Consider the following 12,299-nt stretch of genomic DNA (forward strand, 5'->3'; position numbering starts at 1 on the left):
TTATATTATAACTCAAGTACCCCGAAGCGCCTCGCCCCGCAAGCCCGCCAAAGCAAAGGGCCGGAGCTTGCGCCCCGGCCCGGTGTTCTCTGCGGTGTTTTTCCTGGTGCAAATACGCCGGGGTGCGGGGCAGCGCCCCGCTCTGCCCTCAATGCCCTTTCGCGGCCTTGACCAGCTGGATCCCGTCCAGCACCTCGGGCACGCTGTCGGCCGGGCGCAGGCCCAGGATCGGCGCGATGCGGCGGATCACCTCGGCCGCGACCGGCACCGCGGTCCAGCCCGCCGTGCGCCGGGTCTGGTTCGCGGCAAAGGACGACGGCTCGTCCAGCGTCAGCACCAGCACGTATTTCGGATCCGAGGCCGGAAAGGCCGAGGCGAAGGTGGCAATCACCTTGTTGTCGTAATAGCCGCCGCCCGGCTTCACCTTGTCGGCGGTGCCGGTCTTGCCCGCGACCTCGTAGCCCTTCACATCGGCGAAGCTGGCGGTGCCGCGCGTCACCACCGCCCGCATCATCGCCAGCGACTTGCGCGCCGCCTCGGTCGACATCACCTGGGGCCCGCGTTCATGCCTGGCCGAATGCACCAGCGTCGGCCTGACCTTGGTGCCGCCATTGGCGATCGTCGCATAGGCCGCCGCCAGATGCAGCGGCGAGGCCGCCAGCCCGTGGCCGTAGCCCACCGTCATCGAGGTGATCTCGGACCATTTCGCGGGCACGATCGGCCGCCCCGAGGGCGCCTCGGACAGCTCGACCGGCGTCGGCGCCATGAAGCCCAGGCTTTCCAGAAACTCCTTTTGCCGCTGCCCGCCGATCAGAAGCGCGATCCGCGCCGTGCCGACGTTCGAGCTTTCGACGACGATATCGGTGATCGAGAGCGCCGGGCCGTAATTGTGAAAATCGCGGATCCGGAACCGGCCCCAGACCATCGGCGATTTGGTGTCCAGCATCGTCGTCGGGCTCACCAGCCCCAGTTCCAGCGCCTGCGCCACGGCAAAGATCTTGAAGGTCGAGCCAAGCTCATAGACCCCCTGCACCGCCCGGTTGAAAAGCGGGCTGTCACTGGCATCGCCCTTGGCCAGCGGCGACGGGCGGTCATTGGGGTCGAAATCGGGCAAGGAGGCCAGCGCGACGATCTCGCCCGTGTGCACATCCATCACCACCGCGGTGGCGCCCTTGGCATTCATCAGCTTCATGCCGCCGACCAGGATTTCCTCGACCGCCTGCTGCACCGTCAGATCGATCGAAAGCTTCAGCGGCGCGCCGTTGTTGTCGGGATCGCGCAGCCAGCCGTCAAAGGCCTTTTCGACCCCCGCCGTGCCGATGATCTCGGCGCTGTCCACGCCCTCGTTGCCAAAGCGCGCGCCGCCCAGAACATGCGCCGCCAGCCGCCCGTTCGGGTAAAGCCGCATCTCGCGCGGGCCGAACAGCAGGCCCGGCTCGCCGATGTCATGCACCTGCTGCAGCTGCTCGGGCGAGATCTTCTTCTTGATCCAGACGAATTTGCGCGGGCCGGTGAAATCGGCGGCCAGCCGTTTCGCATCCAGATCGGGGAAGATCTTCGCCAGTTTCTTCGCCGTGCCGACCGGATCGACCATCATCGGCGGCTGCGCGTAAAGCGCATGCGTGACCAGGTTCGTCGCCAGCACCCGGCCCTCGCGGTCGGTGATGTCGGCGCGCTGCGCCAGGATCGCAGGGGCGGTGTCGGCGCGCTGCGGCTCTTCGGGGGTCGAGGCGGCCAGCGTGCCCATCCGCACGCCCACCGCACCGAAACAGACGCAGAAGATGCCGATCACCAGCCCGATCCGCCAGGCGACGCGGGCGCGCGCGGCTTCCCGCCCCGCCTCGCCGCGGGCGCGGATATTGGCGCGTTCGATCAGGTCGGGGTTTTCGCCGCGGGCGCGGGCGTCCAGGATCCGCGCCAGCGGGCGCAGCGGCGTGCGCGGGCTCATTGCGCCTCCTCTTCGGCGATGCGGGAGGTTTCGTCATCGGTCGGCGGCGCCGAAACTTCGATCGCCTGCGCGACGGCCTGATCGATCGACAGCGGATCGGAGCCCTCGGGCGCGGGATAGGCGACCATCGCGGCGGTGCCGAACTGATCGGGGGTCATCGGCAACAGGCCAAGCGCGCCGAAATTCAGGTTCACCAGCTCGCGCAGCCGCTCGGGACGGTTCAGATAGGCCCATTCGGCGCGCAGCACGCTCAGGCCTTCCTGCAGATCGGCGATCTCGGCATTGAGCGCGCGCAGTTCCTGTTCGCGGTCCTGGGTCGCGTAATTGACGTGATAAGCCCAGAAGGCAAGACCCAGAACACAAAGAGAAACAAGGATATACGAGATGGTCTTCATCTGGGGCGGCCCCGGCTGCGGTCGGTTTCGAAAAGGGGGGCCGGCAGGCCAAGGCTGGCGCGATCAGCTCTACCGGCGGGGGAATCGGTGCGCGCACCGACACGCAATATAGCAGAGCGTGCCCGCGGGTTCTGTGCAAGCTCGATTTCGTCCGGCCCCACCCCCTTGCGGGTCACAAGATCGAAAGCCGCCGCCTCGGGGGCGGTCTCGGGCGCATAGCGCGAGCCGCCGGGCGCCCGGCCCGAACGCGCCAGAAAGAACCGCTTCACCACCCGGTCTTCGAGCGAATGGAAGGTGACGACAGCCAGCTTGCCGCCCGGCTTCAGCGCCCGTTCGGCGGCTTCAAGCCCCGCGATCAGCTGGCCGAATTCGTCGTTCACCGCGATGCGCAGCGCCTGAAAGCTGCGCGTGGCGGGGTGGCTCTGCCCCGGTTTCGGCCGCGGCAGGCAGCGCTCGATCGTCGCCACCAGCTGCTTCGTGCTCTCGTAAGGCGCGGCCTTGCGGGCCTCGACGATGGCCCGCGCGATCCGGCGCGAGGCGCGTTCCTCGCCGTAATGATAAAGGATGTCGGCCAGCGCCCCCTCGTCGACCTCGTTCACCAGATCGGCGGCCGAGGGGCCGGATTGCGACATCCGCATGTCGAGCGGCCCGTCACGCAGGAAAGAAAAGCCGCGCTCGGCCTGATCCAGCTGCATCGAGGAGACGCCAAGATCCAGAACCACCCCGTCCAGCCCCTCGGGCACAAGCTCGGCGGCGACGGCATCCAGATTGGAAAAGGTGTTCTCGACCAGCACCAGCCGCTCGCCATGCGCGCCCCGCCAGGGCGCCGCCATCTCGAAGGCCAGCGGATCGCGGTCGATGCCGATCACCCGCCCGGCCCCCGCCGCCAGCAGGCCGCGCGCATAGCCGCCCGCGCCGAAGGTGCCGTCAAGCCATGTCCCCAAGACAGGCGCGACCGCCTGAAGGAGCGGTCGCAGCAGAACGGGAATGTGCGGGGTGTCGGGTCGGTCCATCTCAGCCCCCGTTGAGCAGGCTGAGCGGGTCGAAATCTTCGCCCATCTCGGCCATCAGTTTTTCCAGCCGCGCCTGATCGACGGCGGCGAAGGTTTCGGGGTTCCAGATCTCGAAGGTCTCGCCCATGCCGGCGAAATAGGCGTCGCCGGTCAACTGAAACCGCTCGCGCAGCTGCGCGGGCAGGACCAGACGGCCATCGGGATCGATCTCGGTCGGATGCGCCTTGTTCAGCACGAAGCGTTGCAGGATCGCCCGGCTCGGGTCGCTGTAGGGGCGCGCGTTGATCGCGGCAGCGAGCTTCTGGAAGCCCGCAAAGGAATGAACCTGCAGCATTTTCTGGGTGTCGGCGCCGTAGACGATGACCAGACGCGGGCGCTTCGTCACGGCGGCTTCGGGATCGCCCTCTTCGAGCTCACGACGAAACAGCGCGGGGATCGACACGCGACCCTTGCTGTCCACCTTGAAGGTGTATTCGCCGATGAACATGCCCGCCAAGGCGGCAACTCCTGTCCGCGTCCCCGTGGTGGTCTTGAAGGAAAACGGCGGACCGAGCTGCTGCCACTGCTCGATCCGCCGCCCTCGTCCCATTCCTGGGCTGTCCGGTCTGCGCGCGCCACCTGGGGGATGTCTGCTCGCTCGCGCGCCGGATCTCTCTTTCGTGAAGCGGGTGCCTGTATGAAACTTCGGTCTTTGCGCCGTTGAGGTCTTGCTGCCTCTTGCCCGTCTTCCGTGAGGCAGTGATGCCATGGTCCGGGGTGGGATTTCAAGGGATATTTTGGGAAGCGATGGAATTCCTGCCTGACCCGTTGCCCGGAAAGCGATGAAAACTCAACAACTTGTGGATAACTTTTGCAGCAAAGGCAAAGCTGTAGCGGGGTTGATCCAGATCAACCACAAGATCTAGGCAACACCTCTGTGACAGATCCGCCATCCCGTCCGGTGGGGCAAATTCCCGCGCAACCGGCCAAAACCCGTGAAATCCCGGGCGCCAGCCCCGAAGAACGCCTCGATCACGGCCAAACACGGGCAAGTGATTCGGGCGGCGACGCCCGCCCGCCCAATCCGTCCCATGATTTCCCACCCAAGACCCCAAACTCCGCAACGCCAAAGGGCAGCCCTGCGACTGCCCTTTCATCTTGCTTAAAATACCTCGGGGGGTGCGGGGGCGGAGCCCCCGCCCGGGTCGCCGCGCGCGAGCGCGGCGAAATCAGGCCACGCCCGCCGCGATCAGCTGCGCCGCGATCGCCGCATAGGCCTCGGCCGCCGCGCCCGTGCCCAGGGCCACGGGACGGCCCGCATCCCCCGCCTCGCGCACTTCAAGCGCCAGCGGCAGGGCACCAAGAAACGGCAGGCCCAGCCGCGCCGCCTCGTGCTCCACCCCGCCATGACCGAAGAGATGCGCCTCATGGCCGCAATTCGGGCAGACATAGGTCGACATGTTCTCGATCAGCCCCAGCACCGGCAGCTTCAGCTTCGAAAACATGTCGAGCGCCTTTTTCGCATCCAGCAGCGCGATGTCCTGCGGCGTGGACACGATCACCGCCCCGTCCAGCACCGTCTTCTGGCACAGGCTGAGCTGAATATCCCCGGTGCCCGGCGGCAGGTCGATCACCAGCACATCGAGCGGCCCGAAATGGTCCCATTTCACCTGACCCAGCATCTGTTGCAGCGCCCCCATCAGCATCGGGCCGCGCCAGATCACCGCCTCGTCCTCGCGCAGCATCAGCCCGAGCGACATCAGCACCACCCCATGCGCGCGCACCGGCAGGATCGTCTGCCCGTCGGGCGAGGCGGGCTTTTCCGTCGTCCCCATCATCCGCGGCTGGCTCGGCCCGTAAAGATCGGCATCGAGCAGCCCCACCCTTTTGCCCGCCCGCGCCAAAGCCACGGCCAGGTTCGAGGCGACAGTGGATTTGCCCACCCCTCCCTTGCCCGAGCCCACCGCGATCACATGCGCCACGCCCGGAACCGGCAGGGGGCCATCCTGCGGCTTGGCGTGGCCGCCGATCTTCACCCCGCCGCCCGGCGTTTTCGACGGCCCGGCCGGGATCACCACCGACAGGCTTTTCACCCCTGGCAGCGCCCGCACCGCGGTTTCCAGAATCGGCCGCAGCGCCAGCAGCTCCGCCTCGGGCGCGCCCTCCAGCACGAAGCGCACAACCCCCGATTCGACCGCCAGCGCATGCACCAGATTGCGACCGACCGCATCCCCGCCCCCCGGCAAGGCGGTCTTGCGCAGCGCCTCCAGCACCGATTCCTTCGTAAGCGTCATGGCTCTCTCCTGTCGATTTGCCGGGGACTGTGGCGCATTTGCCGCGGGCTGCAAGGGGGCGCCCCCGGGCCAGGCAAGATTTGCACGATATTTGCGCGGCCCAATGTGGAATTAATCCAGTTTGGAGGCGGATTCAGGTCAGAATCCGTTATGCATTTTCCGCAAGGCAGCATTGCCCCCGCCGCCCATTGTGCAGCCGCAGCAATCGGGCCATGTTAGCCCCAACAGCGACGGTGCACCACAGCGACAGCCGGACGGTCCGAAGCTAAACCCCAAGACGACACGAACGAAAGAACACGACCGATGGCACTGGTCAGCGACATCCGGACGACCGAGAGCGGTTTTTCCAGCCTTGTGGCCTCGATCCGCGAGGCCTTGGCGCGGCGCAAGGTCTATCGCCAGACGCTGGCGGAATTGCGCTCGCTGTCGAACCGCGAGCTGAACGATCTCGGCATGCACCGCTCGATGCTGACCCGCATCGCGCTGGAAGCGGCCTACGGCAAATAAGACTTCCGGAGACCCTCTCCTCCTCCCTGGGTCTCGGAGATCGGCGGCATCCTCTCTCCTCCTCCCTGAGGATGCCGCCACCCCATACCGGCCCCATCTGCCGGAAACCGGATCAAGCCCCTCTCCTCCTCCCTGGGGCTTCGATAGAAGACGGCGGCCTCGTCCTCCTCCCAGAGGCCGCCGGTCTTCGACCTGATCCTGCCCGCCCTCTCCTCCTCCCCGGGCGGCGGAATGGTGCTGCCCACCTCCTCCCGGGTGGCACCGGAATACCCGAGGCCCTCTCCTCCTCCCTGGGCCGAGGTTAGCACGGCGGCGCTCTCTCCTCCTCCCTGAGCGCCGCCGTTTTCTTTTGGGCCGCCCGAAGGCGGGGGGCCCTGCCCCCCGGCGCTGACGCGCTCCCCCCGGCGTAGTTGCACCAAGAAAAAGCAGCCCCTTGCAGAGGGGCCGAGACCGGGTCAGGAAGGCGGGAAAGGGAGGACGCGATGCTGTCTTATCAACATGCCTATCACGCCGGAAATCTGGCCGATGTGCACAAGCATGCGCTGCTGGCGGCGCTGCTTGACTACATGACGCGCAAGGACAAGCCGCTCACTTACATGGAGACCCATGCCGGGCGCGGGCTTTATGCGCTTGACGGGGCCGAGGCGGCGAAGACGGGCGAGGCGGCGGCGGGGATCGCGCGCGCCGAGGCCGAGCGCTGGTTTGGCGCCGATCACCCCTACAGCCGGGCGCTGGCCGCGGTGCGCAAGGATCACGGCCGCGCCGCCTATCCGGGCTCGCCGCTTCTGGCGGCGACGCTGCTGCGGCCGGTGGATTCGCTGCAGCTGTGCGAGCTGCACCCGCAGGAATTCGCCGCGCTGAAGGCGGCGATGGCGGCGCATGGCGGGATCTTCCATCAAAAGGACGGGCTGCAGATGGCCTTGGCGATGTGCCCGCCGACGCCGCGGCGCGGGGTTCTGCTGATCGATCCCTCGTGGGAGGTGAAATCGGATTACGAGACCGTGCCGAAGCTTGTGGGCCAAGTGGCGCGCAAGTGGAATGTCGGCGTCATCGCGCTCTGGTATCCGATCCTGGCGCCCCAAGTGGCGGTGGCCCCGGCGCAGCGCGCGATGGTGCGCGCCGTGATGGCCGATCACCCCGAGGCGCTTTTGTCCGAGGTGCGGTTCCCGCCAGCGCGCGAGGGCCACGGGATGGTGGGCTCAGGCATGGTCGTGCTGAACCCGCCCTGGGGCCTGGCCGAGGAAGCGGCGCGGATCGGGCGCCGCTTCGCGAAGCTTTGAGGGCTCAGTAGCGGCGCATCATCCCGGCCGCCAGCACCCAGAGAATGCAGACCGGCCAGACCAGAAGCGGCGCGACGCCCATGGTGAAGATCGCGCCCACCAGCGCCACCAGGATCAGCGCCGCCCCGCCGCGGACCGAGGTGTAAAGCAGCCCCACCGGGCCGAAGAGCACGACCAGCAAAAGCGCCAGCGGTTCGTTGTGAAAGCCGACTTCAGAGGAGGTTTCGGAGGCATTGGCGGTGACGGTGGACATGTCTGGCTCCTGTTGCCGAGGCGGTTCAGCGCGGCCGGGCGATCCGGCCGTGCCCGAACAGGCTCCTGCCGAAACGCGGCAGGATTGCGGCAATTCCCCGACCGGCTAAAGTTGCGCCTATTTTGCCCGGCTCAGCTTTCGGGCTTGCCGCCCTCCTCGGGGGCGAAGCGGGCAAAGAGGCGGCTTTGCGCCACGAAGAAGCCCATCAGCAGGATGGTCAGCCCGAAGGTCTTGAAATTGACCCAGGTCGCATCCGAGAAATTGCGCCAGATCACCTCGTTGGCGAGGGCGAGAAACAGGAAGAACACCACCAGCCGCCGGGTCAGGATCGTCCAGCCCTCGGCGCGCATCGGGATCGCGCCTTCCATCACCAGCTGCAACCACGGCTTGCCGCGGACCAAGCCAAAGCCCAGCAGCGCCGCGAAAAGCAGATAGATCAGCGTCGGCTTCATCTTGAAGAAGCGCGGATCGTTGAACCAGACCGAAAGCCCGCCGAAGACGGTGACCAGCACCAGCGTCGCCACCTGCATCGGCGCCAGATGGCCCGAAAGCCGCCACAGCACCGCCATCGAGACGATCAGCACCGGCACGAAGACCGCCGTGGCCAGAACGAAACCGCCATAGGTCTCGCCGCCCAGCGTCAGCGGATAGTCGCGCAGCAGGAAGAACGCTGCGAAGAAAACCACCAGCGGCCCGAAATCAAGCGCGAGCTTCAGCCCCGGCGGTATCGGTTTGCGTTCTGCCATCTCTCCCCCTCCGCGGCTGCCCGCGCTCCGGGCACCTCTCCCATCGGGCGACCCGCGCCCGATAAATAGGCAAGGATGGGCGCAAGGACAGGGGTTTTCGTCGTCCGGCGCGGATTCCTGACGGGATTGTGTCCTGCAAGCCGCAGAATACCCCGTTTTTCCTTGGGCGAAACGCCGGGGGGTTTGCGCGGCAGCGCAAAGCGGGGGGCAGCGCCCCCCGAAGCGCCTGAGGCGCGGCGGGCTTGCCCGCCCAACGAAGGCGCAACCGCCCCCCGTCTCCCCCGCGCTCAGCCCTGTTCGATCCCCACCAGCGCAGCGGCGAATTCCTCGGGATCGAAGGGCGAGAGGTCGTCGATCTGCTCGCCCAAGCCGATCGCATGGATCGGCAGGCCGAACTTGTCGGCCAAGGCCACCAGCACGCCGCCCTTCGCGGTGCCGTCCAGCTTCGTCATCACCAGCCCAGAGACGTCGGAAATCTTGCGGAACACCTCGACCTGCATCAGCGCATTCTGCCCGGTCGTCGCATCCAGCACCAGAAGCGTGTTATGCGGCGCCGAGTCGTCGATCTTGCGGATCACCCGCACGATCTTCGCCAGCTCCTCCATCAGGTCGGTGCGGTTCTGCAACCGCCCGGCGGTGTCGATCATCAACAGATCCACCCCCTCGGCCTTCGCCCGCGTCAGCGCGTCAAAGGCCAGCGAGGCCGGGTCCGAGCCCTCGGGCGCGGTCATCACCGGCACCCCGGCGCGGGTGCCCCAGACCTTGAGCTGCTCGACCGCCGCGGCGCGGAACGTGTCGCCCGCGGCGATGATCACCGACTTTCCGGCGGCGCGGAACTGCGACGCCAGCTTGCCGATCGTCGTCGTCTTGCCCGAGCCGTTCACGCCCACCACCAGCACCACCTGCGGGCGGCGCGCATAAAGCGGCATCGGCCGCGCCACCGGCTCCATGATCCGCGCCACTTCGGCGGCCAGGATGTCCTTGAGTTCCGGCACCGAAAGCTTGCGCCCCATCCGCCCCTCGGCCAGGTTCGCCGTCACCCGAAGCGCCGTATCCACGCCCATGTCGGCACCGATCAGCAGATCCTCGATGCTTTCCAGCATCGCATCATCCAGCACCCGGCGCGGCACGTCGGGACGGCTGACCAGACGGCCAAGCAGCCCCGGACGCCCCGCCCCCGCAGGCGCGGGCTCCGGTTCCGGCGCGGCGGCCGCCTCGAGTTCGGGCTCGGGTTCTGCCTCGGGTTCGGGCTCCGGGTCGGGCGTCGCGCCGCCACGCCCCAGCAGCCGCCCGAAGAAGCCGCGTTTGGCAGGCTCCGGCTCCGCCGCGGGCTCCGGTTCAGGTTCCGCCGCGGGTTCGGGCTCCGGCTCGACTGCGACCACAGGCTCCGGCTCCGCCACCGGTTCGGGCTCCGGCGCGACCACGGCCACAGGCTCCGGCTCCGCCACCGGTTCGGGCTCCGGCGCGACCACGGCCACAGGCTCCGGCTCCGCCACCGGCTCGGGCATCGCCTCGGGTGCGGCCACAGCCCCGGTTTCCGCCTCCGGCGTGGTGTCCGGGGCCTCGGCGATGATCGCGTCAAGCCCTTCCTCGATCTTCGAGGACGAGCGGGTCAGCCGGGACTTCAGCTTGTTGAAGAACGACATCGGAGCCTCCGTTTTGCAAATCCCTACCGGATCGGGGGGCAAGAGGGAAGGGAGAAGCCCGGATCGGCGCCTTTCCCCCGCGCGGCAAGGCCAAAGCGCGACTCGCCCGGCCGCGCGGGCGGCGCGGCCCCCGGTCCGGCGGGCGGATTTCCGCCTCCAGCCCCCGCCCGGCAAAGGCGGCGCATCGCCACAGCGCCCGCCGATCCGCGCTCGAGGCGCGCAAAATCCGCCTGCCTGCGGGCGTTTGCGCGAAAATCCGGCCTTGCGGCAAGTCGTCGCCCTGCGGTTTCCGCAAAGCCGTCTAAAGTGCGCGCTCAAGTCGGAGCCATCTCATGCCGGAGTAAACCGCATCATGACTGAAAAGCCCGCTGAACTGTCCTTCGCGAAACTCATGGTCGCCCTGCGCAGCCTGCGCAAGATCGGCCGCGAAACCCCCGAAGTCGACACTTTCGCTCTCTTCGCCTTCATCCCCGTGCCGCTGATCTTCCTGGGCGCGCTGTTCGGAGGCGTCTTCTCCTGGCTGGCCATCGCCTGGATCACGGTCGGCATCTTCGTGCTCGACCGCCGCGCGCCCAAGCCCGCCCCCGACGCCCCCGAGGGCGCGGCCTTCCCGAAGGCCGACAAGCTGTCCTCGGCGCTCGCCATCACCCATTTCGTGCTCTTGCCGATCGTCGTCGCCTCGCTGGCGGGCTTTGCGGGCATCTCGACGATGGGCACGCTTGGCCTGATGATCGCCGCCGCGCTCTGGTTCGGGCAGGTCTCGAACGCCAATGCGCATGAGCTGATCCACCGCGCCGACCGGAAATTGTTCAACCTGGGCAAGTGGGTCTATATCTCGCTGCTCTATGGCCACCATGTCTCGGCGCATCGGCTGGTGCACCATGTCTCGGTCGCGACGCCCGCCGATCCGGCCACGGCGACGCTGGGCGAAAGCTACTGGAATTATGCCTCGCGCAGCTGGTCGGAATCCTTCAAGGCGGGCTACGCCAGGGAAAAGGCGATCATCGACGCGCGGGTGAAGGCCAATCCGGGCAAGCCGACGCTCAAGGAACGGCTCAACCGCATCAACCCCTATGCCACCTATGTTCTGGGCGGGCTGTGGTTCGTGATCGGCGCCGGGCTTCTGTTCGGCTCGGCCGGGTTTGCCAGCTTCCTGTTTCTCTGCGCGCTGACCCAGGCGCAGCTGATGCTGTCGGATTACGTGCAGCATTACGGCCTTGTGCGGCAGGAAACCGCGCCGGGCGAATACGAACCGGTGAGTGCCGCGCACAGCTGGGACGCGATCGAGACCGGCTCGGCGCTGATGATGCTGAACGCGCCGCGCCATTCCGATCACCACGCCCATCCCGCGCGCCCCTATCCGGCGCTGCAACTGGGCGATCTGAAAGCGCCGGGCCGCCCGATCCTGCCCCACAGCCTGCCGGTGATGGCGATGCTGGCGCTGGTGCCGTCGCAATTCGCCAAGCTGATGGATCACCGCGTTCTGGCCGTGCGCAAAGGCGAAAGCGTCTACAGCGAGCCGAAGCCGAAACAGGCCCCGGCGCCCGCCGCCGCGCCGACCACCGCGCCGACCGACGACACCGGGCCTTTGGTCCTGACCGACGCCGAACCGGCCGAAGCCCCCGCGCCGGAGGTCAGCGTTGCCCCCGCCGCCCCGGCCCCCGCGACCGCGGCAGAACGGGAAAAGGCCGAGGCCTGAAAGATCACGCAGGCGTGGCTTCCCACGCCTGCCCCGATACGGCAAGCTGGGCGCAAAGGGAGACCCCGATGCGCCCAGTTCTCGTTTCGCTTGCCCTCGCCCTCACCCCGCTGGCCGCGCCGGCCGAGGACATCGGCCCGCCGCTCACCGCCGCGCAGTTCGATGCGCTGACGCTGGGCAAGACGATCACCTATTCCGCGGGCGACACGACCTACGGCATCGAGGAATACCGCCCCGGCCGCAAGGTCGTCTGGGCATTTGCGGCGGGCGATTGCGAGGAAGGCGACTGGTTCCAGCAGGGCGAGCAGATCTGCTTCGATTACCACAATGCCGATGTGGGCCTGCAATGCTGGACCTTCCATCTGCAGGGCGAGGCGCTCGTCGCCTGGTTCGAAGGCAAGCGCGACGGCGCGCCCCTCGTCTCGCTCGACACCAGCGCCTCGCCGCTCAACTGCCCCGGCCCGGAGGTCGGGGTCTGACAGGCCGCGCCCGGCCCCGCCCTCGGCAAGAGCGTATTTGAGCCAAGAAAAAACATCGGC

The 12,299-nt window shown here is 67.7% G+C and carries 12 protein-coding genes; 4 read left to right on the forward strand and 8 right to left on the reverse strand.

Going from position 1 to position 12,299, the window contains the following annotated elements; genetic code table 11:
* Positions 1-148 precede the first annotated feature (148 nt).
* The 5 genes from LY44_RS05380 to LY44_RS05400 form a co-directional block, all read right to left on the reverse strand.
* Positions 149-1,948 (reverse strand): peptidoglycan D,D-transpeptidase FtsI family protein, encoded by a 1,800-nt coding sequence (locus LY44_RS05380; protein WP_055209732.1) that lies wholly within the window; start codon positions 1,946-1,948, stop codon positions 149-151.
* The gene (ftsL, locus tag LY44_RS05385) at positions 1,945-2,343 is read right to left on the reverse strand and encodes a cell division protein FtsL (protein WP_055209733.1); all 399 of its coding nucleotides are present in this window, start codon (positions 2,341-2,343) and stop codon (positions 1,945-1,947) included. The genes LY44_RS05380 and ftsL overlap by 4 nt, the downstream gene beginning before the upstream one ends.
* A complete protein-coding gene (rsmH, locus tag LY44_RS05390; RefSeq protein ID WP_055209734.1) occupies positions 2,340-3,356 on the reverse strand; it encodes a 16S rRNA (cytosine(1402)-N(4))-methyltransferase RsmH in 1,017 nt (338 codons plus the stop codon). Before rsmH ends, ftsL begins: the two co-directional genes overlap by 4 nt.
* A 1-nt stretch (position 3,357) precedes the next feature.
* On the reverse strand, positions 3,358-3,945 hold the full coding sequence (gene mraZ, locus LY44_RS05395; protein WP_223230673.1) for a division/cell wall cluster transcriptional repressor MraZ: 588 nt from the start codon (positions 3,943-3,945) through the stop codon (positions 3,358-3,360).
* Between the two features lie 619 nt (positions 3,946-4,564).
* Positions 4,565-5,629, reverse strand: coding sequence for an Mrp/NBP35 family ATP-binding protein (locus tag LY44_RS05400; RefSeq protein WP_055209735.1), 1,065 nt, complete (start codon positions 5,627-5,629; stop codon positions 4,565-4,567).
* Positions 5,630-5,932: 303 nt separating this feature from the next.
* Here LY44_RS05400 and LY44_RS05405 point away from each other — a divergent pair, with 303 nt between their 5' ends.
* Positions 5,933-6,136, forward strand: coding sequence for a DUF1127 domain-containing protein (locus LY44_RS05405; RefSeq protein WP_055209736.1), 204 nt, complete (start codon positions 5,933-5,935; stop codon positions 6,134-6,136).
* 482 nt (positions 6,137-6,618) lie between these two features.
* Positions 6,619-7,416: a 23S rRNA (adenine(2030)-N(6))-methyltransferase RlmJ gene (rlmJ, locus tag LY44_RS05415; protein WP_055209738.1), complete on the forward strand. Its 798-nt coding sequence runs from the start codon at positions 6,619-6,621 to the stop codon at positions 7,414-7,416.
* 4 nt (positions 7,417-7,420) lie between these two features.
* Here rlmJ and LY44_RS05420 read toward each other — a convergent pair whose 3' ends face one another.
* The 3 genes from LY44_RS05420 to ftsY form a co-directional block, all read right to left on the reverse strand.
* A complete protein-coding gene (locus LY44_RS05420) occupies positions 7,421-7,669 on the reverse strand; it encodes a hypothetical protein (RefSeq protein ID WP_055209739.1) in 249 nt (82 codons plus the stop codon).
* 131 nt (positions 7,670-7,800) lie between these two features.
* Entirely contained in the window at positions 7,801-8,415 is a 615-nt protein-coding gene (locus tag LY44_RS05425) for an inner membrane-spanning protein YciB (protein WP_055209740.1), read from the reverse strand.
* 287 nt (positions 8,416-8,702) lie between these two features.
* Positions 8,703-10,061, reverse strand: coding sequence for a signal recognition particle-docking protein FtsY (ftsY, locus tag LY44_RS05430; protein WP_055209741.1), 1,359 nt, complete (start codon positions 10,059-10,061; stop codon positions 8,703-8,705).
* Positions 10,062-10,413: 352 nt separating this feature from the next.
* Between ftsY and LY44_RS05435 the strand changes: the two genes are divergently transcribed.
* Positions 10,414-11,760 (forward strand): alkane 1-monooxygenase, encoded by a 1,347-nt coding sequence (locus LY44_RS05435; RefSeq protein WP_065118365.1) that lies wholly within the window; start codon positions 10,414-10,416, stop codon positions 11,758-11,760.
* A 68-nt stretch (positions 11,761-11,828) separates the two neighbouring features.
* Positions 11,829-12,239 (forward strand): hypothetical protein, encoded by a 411-nt coding sequence (locus LY44_RS05440; RefSeq protein ID WP_055209742.1) that lies wholly within the window; start codon positions 11,829-11,831, stop codon positions 12,237-12,239.
* Positions 12,240-12,299 lie beyond the last annotated feature (60 nt).

Origin of the sequence: Rhodobacter capsulatus (genome assembly GCF_003254295.1) — a bacterium.
Lineage (GTDB): Bacteria > Pseudomonadota > Alphaproteobacteria > Rhodobacterales > Rhodobacteraceae > Rhodobacter > Rhodobacter capsulatus.

Bases quoted from the DNA above. Each gene is read 5' to 3' on its own strand.
- LY44_RS05380 (WP_055209732.1), bottom strand. From the start codon at position 1,948: ATGAGCCCGCGCACGCCGCTGCGCCCGCTGGCGCGGATCCTGGACGCC.
- ftsL (WP_055209733.1), bottom strand. From the start codon at position 2,343: ATGAAGACCATCTCGTATATCCTTGTTTCTCTTTGTGTTCTGGGTCTT.
- rsmH (WP_055209734.1), bottom strand. From the start codon at position 3,356: ATGGACCGACCCGACACCCCGCACATTCCCGTTCTGCTGCGACCGCTC.
- mraZ (WP_223230673.1), bottom strand. From the start codon at position 3,945: ATGGGACGAGGGCGGCGGATCGAGCAGTGGCAGCAGCTCGGTCCGCCG.
- LY44_RS05400 (WP_055209735.1), bottom strand. From the start codon at position 5,629: ATGACGCTTACGAAGGAATCGGTGCTGGAGGCGCTGCGCAAGACCGCC.
- LY44_RS05405 (WP_055209736.1), top strand. From the start codon at position 5,933: ATGGCACTGGTCAGCGACATCCGGACGACCGAGAGCGGTTTTTCCAGC.
- rlmJ (WP_055209738.1), top strand. From the start codon at position 6,619: ATGCTGTCTTATCAACATGCCTATCACGCCGGAAATCTGGCCGATGTG.
- LY44_RS05420 (WP_055209739.1), bottom strand. From the start codon at position 7,669: ATGTCCACCGTCACCGCCAATGCCTCCGAAACCTCCTCTGAAGTCGGC.
- LY44_RS05425 (WP_055209740.1), bottom strand. From the start codon at position 8,415: ATGGCAGAACGCAAACCGATACCGCCGGGGCTGAAGCTCGCGCTTGAT.
- ftsY (WP_055209741.1), bottom strand. From the start codon at position 10,061: ATGTCGTTCTTCAACAAGCTGAAGTCCCGGCTGACCCGCTCGTCCTCG.
- LY44_RS05435 (WP_065118365.1), top strand. From the start codon at position 10,414: ATGACTGAAAAGCCCGCTGAACTGTCCTTCGCGAAACTCATGGTCGCC.
- LY44_RS05440 (WP_055209742.1), top strand. From the start codon at position 11,829: ATGCGCCCAGTTCTCGTTTCGCTTGCCCTCGCCCTCACCCCGCTGGCC.